13 protein-coding genes and 2 pseudogenes are annotated in these 15,698 nt (G+C 67.7%); 8 read left to right on the forward strand and 7 right to left on the reverse strand.

Annotated features, from left to right (window positions below; all coding sequences use genetic code 11):
• Positions 1-275: 275 nt before the first annotated feature.
• The 3 genes from AAW14_RS21005 to AAW14_RS21010 form a co-directional block, all read right to left on the reverse strand.
• Positions 276-2,633, reverse strand: coding sequence for an AfsR/SARP family transcriptional regulator (locus tag AAW14_RS21005; RefSeq protein ID WP_265565448.1), 2,358 nt, complete (start codon positions 2,631-2,633; stop codon positions 276-278).
• A 758-nt stretch (positions 2,634-3,391) separates the two neighbouring features.
• Positions 3,392-3,649, reverse strand: a complete 258-nt coding sequence (locus AAW14_RS39785) for a hypothetical protein (protein ID WP_416223347.1) — start codon at positions 3,647-3,649, stop codon at positions 3,392-3,394.
• Between the two features lie 184 nt (positions 3,650-3,833).
• Positions 3,834-4,727 carry a hypothetical protein gene (locus AAW14_RS21010; protein ID WP_265565449.1) on the reverse strand — a complete coding sequence of 298 codons (894 nt, stop codon included), beginning with the start codon at positions 4,725-4,727 and terminating at the stop codon, positions 3,834-3,836.
• A gap of 602 nt (positions 4,728-5,329) precedes the next feature.
• On the opposite strand from AAW14_RS21010, the gene AAW14_RS21015 reads away from it, so the two are divergent.
• Complete coding sequence (locus tag AAW14_RS21015; RefSeq protein WP_265565450.1) at positions 5,330-6,226, forward strand: C40 family peptidase; 897 nt, start codon at positions 5,330-5,332, stop codon at positions 6,224-6,226.
• 59 nt (positions 6,227-6,285) lie between these two features.
• On the opposite strand, the pseudogene AAW14_RS39790 reads toward AAW14_RS21015, so the two are convergent.
• The 3 genes and pseudogenes from AAW14_RS39790 to AAW14_RS21025 all read right to left on the reverse strand — a co-directional run.
• A pseudogene (locus tag AAW14_RS39790) lies at positions 6,286-6,379 on the reverse strand (IS5/IS1182 family transposase); the annotation flags it as partial.
• 282 nt (positions 6,380-6,661) lie between these two features.
• The gene (locus tag AAW14_RS21020; RefSeq protein ID WP_265565451.1) at positions 6,662-7,678 is read right to left on the reverse strand and encodes a hypothetical protein; all 1,017 of its coding nucleotides are present in this window, start codon (positions 7,676-7,678) and stop codon (positions 6,662-6,664) included.
• 87 nt (positions 7,679-7,765) lie between these two features.
• Entirely contained in the window at positions 7,766-8,548 is a 783-nt protein-coding gene (locus tag AAW14_RS21025; protein ID WP_265565452.1) for a lytic transglycosylase domain-containing protein, read from the reverse strand.
• A 486-nt stretch (positions 8,549-9,034) separates the two neighbouring features.
• Between AAW14_RS21025 and AAW14_RS39490 the strand changes: the two genes are divergently transcribed.
• From AAW14_RS39490 to AAW14_RS21055, 7 genes are all read left to right on the forward strand, one after another.
• Complete coding sequence (locus AAW14_RS39490; RefSeq protein ID WP_322741087.1) at positions 9,035-9,499, forward strand: DUF6668 family protein; 465 nt, start codon at positions 9,035-9,037, stop codon at positions 9,497-9,499.
• Positions 9,496-9,771: a hypothetical protein gene (locus AAW14_RS21030; RefSeq protein WP_265565453.1), complete on the forward strand. Its 276-nt coding sequence runs from the start codon at positions 9,496-9,498 to the stop codon at positions 9,769-9,771. The genes AAW14_RS39490 and AAW14_RS21030 overlap by 4 nt, the downstream gene beginning before the upstream one ends.
• 42 nt (positions 9,772-9,813) lie before the next feature.
• On the forward strand, positions 9,814-10,095 hold the full coding sequence (locus tag AAW14_RS21035) for a hypothetical protein (RefSeq protein WP_265565454.1): 282 nt from the start codon (positions 9,814-9,816) through the stop codon (positions 10,093-10,095).
• A gap of 17 nt (positions 10,096-10,112) precedes the next feature.
• Positions 10,113-10,853, forward strand: coding sequence for a hypothetical protein (locus AAW14_RS21040; protein ID WP_265565455.1), 741 nt, complete (start codon positions 10,113-10,115; stop codon positions 10,851-10,853).
• Between the two features lies 1 nt (position 10,854).
• Positions 10,855-12,060 carry a hypothetical protein gene (locus AAW14_RS21045; RefSeq protein WP_265565456.1) on the forward strand — a complete coding sequence of 402 codons (1,206 nt, stop codon included), beginning with the start codon at positions 10,855-10,857 and terminating at the stop codon, positions 12,058-12,060.
• A gap of 314 nt (positions 12,061-12,374) precedes the next feature.
• Positions 12,375-13,868, forward strand: coding sequence for an SCO6880 family protein (locus tag AAW14_RS21050; RefSeq protein ID WP_265565457.1), 1,494 nt, complete (start codon positions 12,375-12,377; stop codon positions 13,866-13,868).
• Between the two features lie 131 nt (positions 13,869-13,999).
• Positions 14,000-15,421, forward strand: coding sequence for an ATP/GTP-binding protein (locus AAW14_RS21055; RefSeq protein WP_265565458.1), 1,422 nt, complete (start codon positions 14,000-14,002; stop codon positions 15,419-15,421).
• Positions 15,422-15,454: 33 nt separating this feature from the next.
• Here the strand turns inward: AAW14_RS21055 and AAW14_RS21060 are convergent.
• Positions 15,455-15,636, reverse strand: a pseudogene (locus AAW14_RS21060) (RNA-guided endonuclease TnpB family protein); the annotation flags it as partial.
• Positions 15,637-15,698 lie beyond the last annotated feature (62 nt).

A 15,698-nucleotide genomic window follows, 5' to 3' on the forward strand; every position in this document is an offset into this window, starting at 1 on the left:
ACACCATCTGATCCCTGTAACAAGACTGAAGTCGTCGAACTGCAGCGCCCTCAAAGACGTTTCCGGACGTCGAACTCGCCACCGCCAAGCGAGTAAACTGGCGCAATCATTACCGTCCCCACCGAGGGTGGGGATCAGGACATCCCGCCCCTCGAGCCCGAGGCCAACTCCTGCCAAGCAGCCAGGAAGCCCCGCGGTCACGGCCTCCAACCGAGACTCCGTCGGTACCGGGTGGCCACGACACCGCGCCGTCTCCAGGCTGACTTGGCGCGAGGTCACTTGCTCGGTCCGGAACCCCACTGTCGCTGCATGTAGTACACAAGTGCCCAGGCGAGTTGCCAGCCGTGGGTCTCGAATCCCTCATCCGCCGACTGCTTGGCCACCGCGAACACGGTGGAGCGAGCCGAATCGATCCACGCCTGAGCCTGATTTCGATCGCGGAACGTCTGCGGACTGCTTCCCGCGACGGGCGGTGAGAGGGGGAGCCTGGGAAGGCTCGGCGACAGACACAGCGCGGCGCTGTGCGCAGTGTGCACATAATGATCGAACAGCCGGTGCACCGCGTCACGGTGATCCTCAACGGAGTCGAACTCCTCGGTGAGTTCAGCGGCGTAATCGCGCAGCAGGTCGTGGAGGCTGTAGGCCTTGGGCGCATATTCGACCAGGAGGTGAGCGCGTTTCAGTTCGGCGAGCAGGAGCTGAGTATCGGCCGGTGCGAGACCAACGAGACTGGCCGCCGCTGAAATCGTCAGGTTGGGCCCGGGGTGCAGGCCCAGCAGCCGGAACAGCCGGGCGGCCGGCGACGTCAACACCTGGTACGACCATGAGAACGCGGCGCGCGCGTCCATGGTGGGATCGCTACCGACGAAAGCATCCAGACTTCCCTTGGCCTCATAAAGCTCCGAGGCGATGGTGGACAACGGAAAGCCGGCGTGGATGGCAGCACGGGCAGCCACGATGGCAAGCGCCAGGGGCAACCGCCCGCAGGCGCCAACGATGTCCTTCACCACCTGTGGTTCGGATGCCACACGCACCGCACCGATACGCTCCGCCATGAAGACGGCGCCCTCTTCCTCGCTGAGGACGTCAAGGGTGAACGGATGCGATCCGTGCGTGGCGACGAGCCCCGCCAGCTGATCACGGCTGGTGACGATCACCAAGCAACCAGGGCTGCCGGGCAGCAAGGTACGCACATGGTTGCTGTCTCTCACGTTGTCCAGCACGATCAGTAGCCGCCGGTTGGCCAGGACACTGCGATACAGCGCCGCCTGCGCGTCCACGTCCTTCGGAACATGCTTGGGGGATACGCCAAGGGCAGAGAGGAAGGCGCGGATGGCCGCGGATGCGTCGACCATCGCACCGGCGGGATCGAAACCGCGGAGATTGATGTAGAGCTGTCCGTCGGGGAACTGGTCCGCCACAGAGTGCGCGAGCCGTACCGCCAGCGCGGTCTTGCCGACGCCGGCCATACCCCCGATCGTGACGACGGCCGATGGCTCATGAGGAGTAGGGACCAACCCTTGCGCGCGGGCGAGTTCCCCTGAACGCCCCGTGTAGATGGGCAGGTCGGGCGGCAGTTGTCGCGGCCGGACGGCGGTGGCCTCGGGGGAGGCGCCGGGTCGCCTCGCGGCATGCTTGTCGGAGAGCCGGGAACCCGCTCTCGACGTGCGTGCGGCCAACTGTCCTGCGGCCGCCGCCGCGCCATGTGAACCGCCGTCCGCTGTCCTGCGGGATTCGTAAGCGGCAGGCTCGGTATGGAGCATGCCCGTGACGTCGATGCGGGAGGCCGTCGGGTCGGCATGGTCCGGGTGCGCCATCGCCGGGTCCGAGGCCAGTATCCGGGCGTGGAGTTCCCTCAACTCGAGCCCTGGTGCGGTGCCCAGTTCCACTGCCAGAATCCGGCTCGTCCTGCGGTAGACCTCCAACGCCTCGGCCTGCCGGCCACATCGGTACAGCGTCAGCATCAGCAGGGCATGCAGCCGCTCTCGCAGTGGGTTCACTTCGCTCAGCGCGGCCAGTTGACCCACCACTTGGTCATGACGTCCCAGCTGAACGTCGAGCTCCAGGCGCGTTTCCAGCACGCTCAAGCGCCGTTCGGACAGGCGCGCGCGTTCGGCCTCGGCGAGAGGACCGGGAATCCCGGCCAAAGGGTGACCCTGCCAGATATCGAGAGCTTGTGCCAGCAACCTCGCAGCCTCGGCGTGCTCGCCCCTACCCCGTAGGCGCGCGGCCTGGGAGACACCTGCCTCGAACTCGGTTATGTCCAGGGCGCCGCTTCCGGAGGTCCGCACCGCGTAGCCGCCACCAGCGGACAGCACCACCCGCGGTGGCCTGCTGGCCGGCCGGTCGGGTTCCAGAGCCCTACGCAACCGGGAGGCGTAGGTACGCACTGTGGACACCGCGCCGAGCGGGGGAACGCTGCCCCAAACGGCATCGACCAACTCATGGATCGGGACAGGCCGCCCCTGGCCAAGCAGCAACGCCAGCAGTACCGCCTGCTGCTGGGGCGTTCCGAGTTTTACTTCGCGGCCCCCGTTCCAGGCCCGAACGGGCCCGAGAAGCGCGAAGCGGAGGGCTTCTACTCGGTCAGAGGACGAAGGCACGTCCTCTTTTTGATTCCATGTCGTCGACATCTGACGGCCAATCGCTCTTTGAGGGTCTTGTCCGCGGTGAGCACGCCGCGCGCACGGGAGGGCCGAGAAGGAGACCTGACCGAACCGGTCGCATTCGCGCGGCGGCCGCCTGTTCAGCTCCCTCCAGCCCGGTTCGGCGCGATCCGCACTGTCCGGGACGGTCACCAGGAGATACACCTCTGCGGCTCACGTGGCTCACCCAGGAACACAACGGCCATGGAACGCGGACACATCCGTGACAATCCGACCGATCGGTGCAGCAGTATCGCCGGTGCCATCCCCAGGCCGGCGGCACGGGTCGTGGGGGCAGCGCCGACGCCGTGTTTCAGAGCGTCGAAGCCGACAACGGTCCACCAGCGTGCCCTGATCCGGTCCGGAGCGGATGCATGGGGACGGTTGCACCGGAGGGCGCGTGAGCAGCTGGTTGATCGGGGCCTCGCCGAGCTGTCCCGGGCGATCCTGGACTCCGCCCACCTGAGGGTCAAAGGGGGGGCGGGATTCGCAAATCCATCACCCGTCGCGCCAGCCCCGCTCAGGGCCCTGGCTCTCGTGAAGAGCTTCACGGCTCCGGCTGATGGTGAGGTGGCCTCGGGCATGGCTCGGATCATGGCACGGTACGGCGGCTGGGTTCGGGCGGCCGAGGCTGAAAACACCCTCACCGAGACCCTTCCAACCCTCAGTTTGCGCGGGCGAGACGACTGGTCGGGACAGGTCGACGAGGTTGATGAGGCGCGGAGAGGACGCGGACCGAACAGCCGTCACCTCGAGACGCCCTCCCCTTGCCGGAGCAGAAGGGGCGGTTGGCGACGATCCGGTCGATCGGCCGGATCGTCCCGTCGAGAACGACGAACGCCTTGCGTATGGCCGCGCCGTAGGCAGCGGCGAGGTCTGGTGCGCAGGCGGTGAACGCCGACGGATTCGGCCACGCACCGATATACTGTGGCGATCCCGACGCCGAACCCGGCCGCGAGCTGCTCGTACGTGTGCCCGTACTTCAGGCGGATCAACACGAGCATCGCCCGCCTACCAGCTGGGCGTCGGCGCCGGCCGGGCGCCCCGCTCCAGCGGTCGGCCCCGCAGCAGGGCGGACAGGAACCGAAGGCCCGAGCTGGAAAGGCCGATTCCCAATGGGTGGGTCAGAACCCACCTCAACTCCGGCCTGCAACACGCACGGTGGAAAGCGTTATTGTTCCCTGTGCTTCACTGCGAGCCCCAAGCGGTCATTCGCTGCCGACCTTCGTGCACCGGGTAATCACGCCAAGTAGCGGAAGAAAGTCCGTCTGCGTTCTCGCGCAGACGTTGTTCGATGTACTGCGTCATAACAGCATGCCAGGTTGTCAGCTGAGCACGGGAGGCCAGTCCGTGCCACATCCCCAGCAGCTCGGATCCATGTGCGGCAATGGCTTGCACGTCGCTGAGTTTCTGCCAAATCGCCGTAGCTCGGGTCGCGTCGTCAATGGCCGAAGGATCCTGCTGCCGGCAACGGATACGGGCAACAGCCAGCGTCAAGACGATCGCATTGCGGTGATCGCCCAGCAGGTAGGCGATGTAAGCCTCGAGCGAACGCGTTTCCAGCGCGTCAGGGTGCTCGGCACCGGCGTCTTCCGTGAGCTTCTCACGGAGCGCGCCGGCGGTGACGAGCGCCTGGCTGAGATGTCCCGTCTCCAGCAGCTCGTTGATGTGAAGGATTGCACTCGCCAGATAATCGGGAACGGGAACAGGCGGCACTGCACGGTCTGGCAGGAGCCGAACGGACGAGATGGTCTGAGTCGCGCCTGTTGGTGGAGCTCCTCCGGAGTTCGCCTGGCGCGGAGCAACGGCGGCAGGTTCTTCCTCGTCTGGGCTCTTGACCTGGCCGATGTCCGTACCGAGGGCTGAAGGCTGGTCCGAGCCCAGCCACGGGCTGGGGTGCTCAAGGACGCGGCTCGAGCCGTCCGGTGCAACTTCGATGCGGAACGCCGCTTCTACCGGGTGGTCGGATATATCAGCCACGATCGGCTGCTCCAGGGACATGGCATGCCGGTGGAGAGTGTCGAGTACGGCACTGTGGACAGTTTGTTCATCGAGGACCGAGAGGTGCTTGCCGTTGATCACGGCCTCGCCCTCACGGGGAATCAGGACCTCGAAGTAAGCCGGTGTCTCAGAGGGCTGAGCAGCTGGAACTGTTCGGTTCCTGCTCGAACGAGTCCTCACCACTGATCCGAAGGCTTTCAGGTCGACTCCTCTGTTCGATACGTCTTTGCTCCGTAGTACGTCGCTCGTGCTGCGCGAGCGACACTGCCGGGAAGACATATCTGTCCACCGTCCCCGGTTGCTCCGGAGTGTCGGGACGTCGTGGCGATGGGGGTACCACAAGACACAACGGAGGGCGCAACGCTTTCGTTCATTGCATCTTGAGACGATCTACCGCGATCGGCAGTGAACTGACTGCCGGAGGGGTGCGTCGTAGCGATCGGCGCGTGTTCGTGCCTTTCTGCGCGATGTAGGCGCGACATGAGTTGACCGCTGACCGCTACGACCTATCGTCGGCTGGCCCCTGGACACAGAGATGGCACATGATTTCCTTGAGATGCCGGGCTGTTGCTGCAATGACCCTTTCATGGACCATAACGATGACTGTTGCGAAAGCTGAGGCAGATCCTGGGAGTCCGCCTCCGCAGTCGGCTCTGGCATACGTGCGTGAGGAACTGGGAAGCTTGTACCACGACGCCGAAGTTGCTACAGACGCGTACAACGCAGCCGACGAGAAGGTGAGGAAGCAGTCGAAGCGTGTTGCTGTTCTGACCGAGGAGGACCACGTCGTTCAACTTCGCCTGCAACGCCTGACGGCACAAGCAGGCGCAGCGGCCCGTGCGCAGTATCGGGGTGGCGGAGTACCCGTTGAAGTCCAGCTGATGCTTGCCGGTGCCCCCGGGTACGCGCTGGACAACGCGGCCCAGGCCGTCCAGGCTCAACACGATACCGAGAAACTCATTCAGGCCTTGGACACAGCAGAGAAGAGCCTGCACACTCGTGCTGCTGACGTTGCGAACGAGTTGAAGAGCCTGGAGGAAATCCGCAGGCAGCGGGATGCAGCGCGGCGGGACATCGAAGAGCGAATCTCCCGGGCGAGGAGCATAGAGGCCGACCTCAAGGCGGACGACAAGACGCGCCTGGCACAACTTGAGCAGAGGGCGGCTGCAGACGCCCAGAACGCCTGGCTCAGGTCCGGGATCGTCAAGCATCCGAGTGCGAAGGCGAGTTCAGCCGGAGGGACGGCTGTTGCCTATGCGCTACAGCAGATCGGCAAGCCCTACGTCTGGGGTGCACAGGGGCCGGATTCCTTCGACTGCTCGGGCCTGACCTCGCAGGCGTGGGCCGCGGCAAGCCACCCCATCCCGCGCACCTCGCAGGAGCAGTGGCGTCAACTGCCCCATGTTGGGATCGAGGATATTCGGCCAGGTGATCTGGTCATCTATTTCGACGACGCCAGCCACGTCGGTATGTATGCAGGGAACGGCTCGATAGTTCACGCACCGCGGCCGGGGCGCACGGTCACTCTTGCGCCTATCGCCTCCATGCAGATCCTAGGCGTAGTGCGCCCGGACGCGTAGGCTACAACCGTTTCTTGTCGTCGAAAGTGCGTTGCTTGAGCACTGCGCCTTTTCCATCCTCAGTCTGAGCTGGCCGGACGGAGGCCGAGCACGGCCTGGACGAGGCTCGTGATCCGAGTCGTCGAGCAGCGGAGCCCTGCGCAGGAGTCGCCAGACTTCCCAATGGACTTTTGCCAGGCTTCCCGTGGTTGCCCATCCGCCCGGGTTTGCACCGGCGTCGCACATCCGCCGCCCATGCCTTCTGTACACTCCAACGCTTGGCACAGGCCCCATGAGACGCGGCGCAGGGCTGAGTCTCTACCAGGTCTACCAGGTCTACCAGGTCTACCAGGTCGTCACCTACGTCACCAGAAGGCTCGTGAGGGACTAATCGGCCGCAGGTCAACAGCCAAGACGCTGCTCGTAACCGCTGTCATGCCTTCGGGCTCCTCGGATTCAACCGGATGCCGTCTGTGGGGCATCGGTGGCCTGTGACTGGTGGCCGACATTTCGCGTGAGCGCCGCCAGCCGGCTCTGCACATGCTGCAGCCCGTGGGCATCGACCGCGGTGTCTCCTGCTTCCGCCGCCAACTGCAACCACAGGGAGTGGAGTTCCTCGCCGAGCGGTACAGCCACGTCCGGCGCCTTCAGCAGGTTCCAGGTGTTGGCCGCTCGCAGAATTTCGTCCCGGGCGCGAGGGTCTCCTTGTGCGTACCTGAGGCGTGCCAGGCGCAGCGAGACAGCGGTGGAATGCTCCTGACGGCCGTCCAGGTGGGCGGCGTAGGCGTCGACGGCGTACGCCTCCAGGGTGTGGGGGTGCTCCGGCCCGAACCTGCGCAGGGCCTCCTGTTTGAGCGTGGTGGCGAGATCCGCGGCGAGAGCGGTCTTTCCGGCCGCCACCGCCTCACCGATCCGTACTAGCGTTCCGGCAAGCTCCTCGGGTATCGGATCGCCGCTCGGCGTGGAAGGTGCGTGTGTGGCCGCAAGGGGCCGCAGGGGTGCGAGCGGCTGCCCGTCTGGGGCGGAGTGCTGGGGCTGCGCCACGGCCTGGTCGCCCCCGCGGGCTTCGGCGTCGGGGGACGACTCCGGCCGGCGGGGCGTCGCCGCCACCCGGTCAGTGGTGATCCTCAAGGTGGTGTCCTGGTCCAGCGGCGTTGCGTCGGGGACACCGCCGCCCACGTCCGGGCGCGGGTCCGGTGGCCTGCGCACGGGTTGGCCGGCCCCGGCTGCCCCGACGGGTTCGGCGGGGTGCATCGTCTCGGGCTCTTCGAGAAGTTCGCTCGAACCGTCGGGCCTGACCCGAAGGCGCAGAGCCCATTTGTGCTGCTGGTCGAGGACCGTCGCCTCGACCGCCAGGTTCCGCACCTGTGCGTGCTGGTGCAGCTCGTCCAGGACCGCTGTCTGCACGGGCATGCTGGTCGGCGGAAGGCGTTTGCCATTGACGGCCGCCGTGCCGTCGGGGGCGACGAGCACGTGGAACCTGTCGGGAGAGTCCTGCGGTGGACCGGCGTGTCGGGGCGAGCTGCTGTGCGGCCGCTGTCGTGCGGGCATGACAAGGTCTCACTGTCCGCTGATGTTGGTCGAGCCGGAGGGCGAGGGGGACGGCTTGGGCACGATTCCCTCGTACGTGGCGAACTGGGCCCGGATGCCCAGGACATAGGCCTGTGACCGGTTGGTCTTCGGGACACCCTGCGCTACCCGCACCGCGTCGATGCCCACGTCGTATGCTGCGAGAGTGATGCTCAGCTCGTCCTGTGGGGGCTGCGCGGAGGTGGCGAACGGCCTTACCTGCTGGGCCAATGAGCACAGGTATCTGCCTTGCGCGAGGATGGCGTCGGCCGGGTCGAGTGCGGAGGCGCTGTTGTCGCCGTTTTCGTCCTTTCCGAAGCGCGCGAAGTTCTCCGGCGACAGCTGGGAGATGCCCTGTTCACCGTCGGGGCCGACCAGGTTGGCGTCGAACCCGGACTCCCGGTCGATCTGTGCGGCGATCACGACGGGACTGATTTCCGGGCACAACGTGCCGGCTTTCTGAATCGGTTCCACAAGGTCCGGAGGCACCGTGGTCGGGTCGAGTGGCGCTTTGCCGTCGCTCTGGAACACATTGACCACGTTGTTCGGGTCCACATGCGGGCCCCCGCCCCCCTTGAAGAGCATGATGAACGCGATCAGCGGAGCCAGGAGGACGCCGAAGCCCCCCATGATGATGATCACGACGGTCGCGACGAGTACGACGATGGGGGAGGTGAGGCAGCCCAGGCCGCCTGTCGCCGCGGCAGCTTTGACGGCGACGCTTGTACCCGTGGCAGCACCCCCTCGGCGCTTCGTGCTCGCCCTGCCGCTCATGATGAACCACCTTCTTTGCCGAAGACCGGTGAACGGGACGGCCGCCTGCCGTGAACTGGCGGGTGTGCGCCCTGCCGCCGCCGCCCGCTGTAGTGCGAAGCTCTCGCTCGCCGAAACGGGTGCGGCCGGGTTCGGGTTCAACGTCATCCGTTGATAAATGCCGTGAACCAGCTGTCCACGTGTGCCCGTTGTGGCTGCTGAAGGGCGAGCCGGGCCGGAGAGGCGGACGAAGCGGCGTTCCACCTCTCTCCTGTGCTCTGAAGGAGATGCAGCCCACCGGCGGGCGTAGGACCCGTTGCGGCTGTTGGACAACCATCCGGGGTTCCCGTGTGCTCGGTGCGGCCGAGGGAGGGGAGATCCCACCAGTCTGGGAGAGAGGCGTTACCGATGGGCGTTCCCGCTACGGAATCCGCGGCACAGATCTGGGTGCGCGGACCCGTCGCAGCACGTCCCGAATCTGGACCACGGCAAGCCTCTTCTCCAGGTATGGCCACGCATGCTGATGGGTGGAGTACCGGCCCCGGCATCGGCTGGGTCAACGCGCACGGCGGAGCCGGGGCGACGACGCTCTCGGGGGCGCTGGGTGGTGTCGACATCGGAACTCGCTGGCCGGACGTCACGCGGGGCGATCCCGGCCGGTTCCTGTTCGTGGCCAGGACTCACGCCGCGGGTCTGCAAGCCGCGTCCCGCGCTTTGGAGTCTGTGCGTACGGGCCGGCATCCGGCGGGCATCGAGTTGATGGCTCTCGTCCTTGTCGCGGATGCGCCCGGTCGCCTCCCTCTGGGACTGGCACAACGTGTCCGTGTGCTCTGCTCGGCGGTCCGTTCGTTGCGGGTTCCCTGGGTCCCGGCCTGGCGCATGGGCCGACCGGTGGAGAAGGCTCCGAAGGAGATCACCGAAATCGCCGCGCTTGTCCAAACATGGATGTCCGTCTCGGGGAGAAGCTCATGATGACCAACGGATCGATGGCGCGCGCGCTCGCAGGCACCTTCAACCCCGGCGACGAGGCCGACAAGTTGCTGGGGATTCTCGCCTGGTGTGCGTCCGCGGCAGGTGTGGCCGGCGTCATCATCACGGGCATGCTGCTGGCCTTGCAGCTGCACCGCGGAGAACCGGGCGAGGGGGCGTCCCACATGCGCAAGCTCGCCATCGTGCTCGGCGGATGCGTCCTGGCCGCGACCGCGGGACCGATCATCCAATTCCTCGGCCCGCTCACGATTTGACCCTAGCCGCCGAAATACCTTTACCTCACCCAGGAGTTTGTCATGCTCACCAAGGCTGCGTCGCTCTTCCTGGCTGCCGCCGTCCCCAACCCAGGTCGCAACGCCCCTGCGGAACTCACCAACAAGGTCAATCTCGTACTCGGCATCGCCGCATGGGCGGGTACCGCGGCGGGCGTCGCCGGAGTGCTGGTGACGGGCGCGATGATGGCCATCTCGCTGAAGCGGGGTGAGAGCTCCGAACACATGGGCCGGCTGGGCATGGTGCTCGGCGGCTGTGTCCTTGTGTCGACCGCCGGACCTTTGATCCAGTTCGTTTTCGCTTGAGTCGGGCGGGATTTGAAATGCAGACACCGTACGAGGACAACGGCGAGGCAAGTACGCCGTTCTGGAAACAGCGAAGTCGGCTCCTGGCGGCCGGGTTTCTCGCCGCCGTCCTTGTCCTGTCCCTGATTTCGCTGGTCACAGCCGGCGGCAGTGACGGAATGGACGCGCAACACACGGCCCCTGGGCTGCTGTCGGCGCAGTCCGCGAGCGCGCACGGACGGCCAGGGACGTGCCGCACGGACGACACCGACACCTCCGTGCCCAGGTCGGCGCCGCGCGATGTGCAGTGGCGAACGATCGGCGGCACGCAGGTGCCGACCTCGCCTTCGGCGGGGCCTACCCTCTCCGAGGGACCGGTGCTGTGGTGTTTCGCCCATACCCCCATGGGGGCCGTGATGGCCGCTCATGTCATCCCCGCGCAGATGAGCGGGCCCAACTGGCGCACGGTTGCCGAGGAGCAGGTCGTGGCCGGATTCGGCAGGGACATGTTCGCCTCGCAGCGTGCTTCGATCCCGGAGGCCAGCGTGAAGGAGCGCGAGACAGGCAGGTACGCCGGGTTCTCTCTCGCGGACTACAGCCGTGACAAGGCGACAGTGGTCCTGCTCATCAACACCGTGCAGGGCGGCTTCAACACGACGTCGCTCTCGGTGCGGTGGAGCGGCGGCGACTGGAAGATCGAGCCGGGAACCGATGGAGGGCTGCACTCGACGGTGTCCCCTGTGAGCGGCGCCGACGGATTCGTCCGGTGGGAGGTCTGACATGGCATGCCCCACTGGAAATCCGGTCACCGACGTCGTCGTCGGATTCTTCAGCTTCCTGGGCGATCCCATCGGCACCATCATCAAGGGAATCGCCAATGCCATGCTCTCGGCCGCCATCTCCGTTTTCGGCGATCTGGCCACGAACATCCCCACCCTGGTGGCGGGCGGTGCGGCACGGGACATCAGTACCCAGACTCAGTGGATTGTCGTCTATACAGCCGTGGGATCCCTCCTCTTCGCCGCCGCCCGAATGGCTTTGGAGCGCCGAGGAGAACCGGGCACGGTGGCACTCAAAGGCCTGCTGCGGGTGGTCCTGGTGGCGGGCGGTGCGACGGCCGTGATGACGGCGCTCGCCAGTCTGTCGGACCGCTACGCGGACCATCTCTTCCAGGCCGGCGCGCAAAAGCAGCTCACCAGCATCGGGTGCAGCGACGGCACCGGGCTCGAGGGATTCCTGCTGCTGATCCTGGCGTTCCTGCTGCTCATCGCCGCGATCATGCAGACCATCCTGCTGTACATCCGCCTGGGCGTGATGATCATCCTGCTGGGGACTCTGCCGGTCGCCGCCGCCGCATCCATGACGGAGTGGGGCAGTACCTGGTGGCGCAAGCACATCGGCTGGATGTTCGCCTGGCTGCTGTACAAACCTTCTGCAGGACTCGTCATGTTCGCCGGTTCAGCCATGATCAACAGCGGTCCGCAGAGCGGCATCCACGAGAAGATCGCCGGTATCGGCGTCATGCTCCTGTCCGCGCTGGCTCTGCCGGCGCTGCTCAAACTCGTCTCGCCCACCCCGGAGCTGGACGGAGACATCGGGCAAAGGGGAACGGAGGTGGCCACGGGCGCAGTCAAGAATGTGGCGGCTTCCGGTGCGAAGTCGATCGCAGGCGGGATGATGTCCGCTCCCGGCGCAGGCGGTCGGTCCGGCCCTTCGGGAGCCTCCGGTGCGGTCGGTGCGGCCGGTGCACCCGGCAGCGCCGGGGGAGCCGGCCGGGCCGAGGGAGCCGGCAGCGCCGGCCAGTCGGCGGGCGGCGGGGCTTCGGCAGGGCAGGGCGGCAACGCGCCCAGCGGCGCCGCGGGTGCCCGTTCAGCCGCAGCGGGCGGTCCCGCGGGGATGGTGATCGGGGCGGCCGCGCAGACTGCCAGGGCAGCCGGGCAGAACGCCGCCAATGCGGTCGACGGTCCCAATGGCGGCCAACGCTGACGGCAGGCCGGCCGCCACGATGGCCGGGCCACAGCCTCCGCCCGGTCGTCAGGGCAACACCGGCCGCGCAAGGGCATGGCTCCCGCTGCATGGAGGTCCCGGTGACCGTGCGCCCGCCGCGGCCACCGGGACGGCAGCGGGGGCGGGAGGCCCTGCACTCTCCGGTCGCCTTCACCGCTCCCGCAGGCAAAGCCACCCCCGGTCGCTCCCCGGGACGAAAGGGACCGGTGACCGGCCGGTGCGTCCGCTCCCGCCCTCTCAGCACTCGCAGTTCCAGCACCTGCACACGCACAGCTCTTCGGGAAGGAATCTCCATGTCCACGGAAGTGGCAGCGCGCCCCACCTACGGGAACTGGCGTCGGCCCAGACGTCCCGGGCTCGGCCCGTTCGGTCTGATCGGCACCTTCGGAGTGTTCGGCGGGCTCGTGCTGATCTTGCTGGTCTCTCTGGCCTCCCTGCTGGCCGCGCTGGCCGTGGCCCTCCCTCTCACCCTCGTCCTCGTACCCCTCACGATGCGTACTCAGGACGGGCGCAATCTCTACCAGTTGCTCGCCCTGCGCATCGGCTGGTTCCGCCGCAAGGCGAAGGGGTCCCATACCTACGTCTCGGGACCGCTGTCCCAGCGCCCCGGCGGGCGGTTCCGCCCCCCGGGGCTGCTCAGCCGGGTCACGGTGAGCGAAGGGCGCGACGCGTACGACCGGCCCTTCGGCGTACTGCATCACCGGGGCCGCAACCTCTACACCATCGTGCTCGGCTGCGAGCCGGACGGCGGCTCTCTCGTCGACCCCGACCAGGTGGACGTGTGGGTGGCCTCCTGGGGTGAATGGCTGGCCCGGCTGTCGCACGAGCCGGAACTGCGCGGTGCCTCCGTCGTCGTGGAGACGGCCCCCGACCCGGGCACCCGGCTGGCCAGCGAGGTGCTGCCGCGCATCAGGCAGGACGCGCCGCCCGCGGCGCGGGCGGTCATGGAAGAGGTGGTCCAGCGCTATCCGTCGGCCTCCTCCGAGATGCACACCTACATCACCCTCACCTACGGGATACCCCAGGGGCAAAAACGGGACCAGGCCGAGGTGATCACAGATCTGGCCATCCGCATCCCGGGCCTGCTCGCGGGACTGGTCGGAGCCGGCGGCGGCTCGGCCACGCCGCTGTCGGCGGAGCGCATCGCCGAGGTCGTACGGGTCGCCTACGATCCCGCCGTCTCGGCGGAGGTCCTCGAGGCCCGCGCCCAGTACGGCGGCACGGGCCTCGAGTGGGACGACGCCGGTCCGGCCGCGTGCGTGGAGACGGTCAACGCCTACCACCACGACTCCGGTGTCTCGCGCACGTGGCTGCTGACCCTGGCCCCACGTGGCACAGTCCGCTCCAACGTGCTGCACGGACTCCTGGAGGACGCGCCAGGCACACGGCGCAAGCGGGTCGCCCTGCTGTACCGCCCGATCGACCCGGCGACCTCGGCACGGATCGTCGAAGCCGACCGTCGCGCCGCGCAGTTCATGGCCACCTCGGGCCGCGGCATGGTCCAGGCGCGGGCGGCCTCGGAGATGCAGGCGGCCGAGCAGACGGCGGCGGAGGAGGCAGCAGGTGCCGGTCTGGTGGAGTTCTCGCTGATGCTCACGGTGACCGTCGACTCCGCCGACCAGCTCTCGGATGCCAATGTGACCGTACGCAACCTCCAGGCAGCCGCCCGCATCACCCTGCGCCCGGCCGACCGAATGCAGGCTGCGGCCTTCTCCTGCACGCTTCCCGTCGGCGTCCTGCCGTGGCAGCACACTCTCATTCCGCACGAGCTGCAGGAGGCACTGTGAACGGCAAGGCAGCCCCCTCGGCTTCGTCGAGCCGGTCCCGGACCAACGGCGGCCGAGGTGCTTCCGCCTCTCGGGCCGCGCTCGCCGGCACACGCGGCTGGCCAGGCCCGGGCGGAGGGCAGATCGGCAATATGGATCCGCCGACCATGTGGCGCGCCACCACCGTGCAGGCGTGCGGGCTGTGGCCGTTCGCGGCGGGCTCCGGCGCGCCCATGACCGGGGTGCCGCTCGGCCAGCACCTGCACACCGGTGCCACCGTGTGCGGGGACCCGATCTCCTGGTTCACCCGCGCCCGCTACATCTCCAACCCCTCGCTGTTCATGCTCGGCATGCCGGGCCTGGGCAAGTCCACCCTCGTCAACCGGATGCTCATCGGGCTGTCCGCGACCGGCGTCGTACCGCTGGTGCTCGGCGACCTCAAGCCCGACTACGCCGACACCGTAAGGGCGCTGGGCGGGCAGGTGATCTCCATCGGGCGCGGCGTCGGCGGCATCAACATCCTCGACCCGGGCGCGATGGGTGCCGCGGCGGCCAAGCTCGGAGGCGAGGCCGGAAAGGCGCTGGAGGCCGAGACCCACGGCCGCGTCCTCAACATGGTCGCCGCGCTCATCTCGGTCGTACGTTCCCGCCCGATGGACGACCACGAGCAGTCGGTGCTCTCCGCCGCCCTGCACCACTTGCGGGAGAGGACATCAACGGGCAAGGCGCCGCTGCTGCCCGATCTGCTGGCGGTGCTGCGTGAAGGCCCGGACCGGGTCCGCTCCGTGACCCTCGACCGGGGCGACGAATCCCGCTACCACGACGCCGTCGACCCGCTGCACCGCTCCCTGCTCGGCATCCTCGACGGTCCGCTCGGCGACACCTTCGCCTCCGAGACCTCCACCCGCATCAACCCCAACGCACCCGCCGTGTGCATCGACATCTCGCGCATCGGTGAGGCGGACACCCAGCTGACGGCGGGAGCCATGCTGGCGGCGTGGTCGGACGGCCTGGGCACGGTGGCCGCCTCCCACGCTCTGGCCGATGCCGGACTCGCCCCGCGCCGCTGGTTCTTCGCCGTGCTCGACGAGCTGTGGCGGCCGCTGCGTGCCGCCTCCGGCATCGTCGACCGCATCGACGCACTCACCCGGCTCAACCGCTCCCTGGGCCTGGGTGACGCCAAGATCACCCACACCCTGAAGGACGCGGAAGCCCTGGGCAGCGAGTCCGACCGGGCCAAAGCACGAGGGTTCGTCGAGCGTGCGGGCATGGTCGTCTGCGCCGGGCTGCCCCGCACGGAGATGGAGGAACTCGGCCGGGTCGTCGGGCTCTCGGCACGCGAGGTCGAACTGGTCTCCTCCTGGTCGTCGCCGCCCGGCTGGGCGATGAGCGCAGGACACGAGGAGCCGCCCGGTCGCGGCCGGTTCCTGATCAAGGTCGGCGGTCGGCCCGGCATCCCCATCAAGGTCGCGATCACCGATACGGAACGCGAACTCCACGACACCAACAGCCGCTGGACGGCCAACCAGCCGCAGAGCCGGCCCGTCAACTCGGGCTGGGAAGCACAAGTCTGACATCGTCCCGGTACTGAAGCGCGGGGACTCCCACGGCTCGCGCCGTGGGGCCTCCTGCTTCATCGCCGACTGCCCGCCCGGAGTGTTCCCTTGAGGTCTCGCACCGACTCCACAGACCGATGCCGCCGGCCCGGCGGCCAAGAGGTTCCATGCCGCGTTCACGTCGTGGTCGTGGGTGCTGCCGTGGCCGCGCACGTCCAGGGCCGGATGTGCAGCGACGTCGTGTTCATGGCTCCCCCACGACTCCACCACCTGCGCGCAGTTGTGAACGAGCATG

It is taken from the genome of Streptomyces hygroscopicus, from assembly GCF_026168105.1.
Classification (GTDB): domain Bacteria; phylum Actinomycetota; class Actinomycetes; order Streptomycetales; family Streptomycetaceae; genus Streptomyces; species Streptomyces hygroscopicus_D.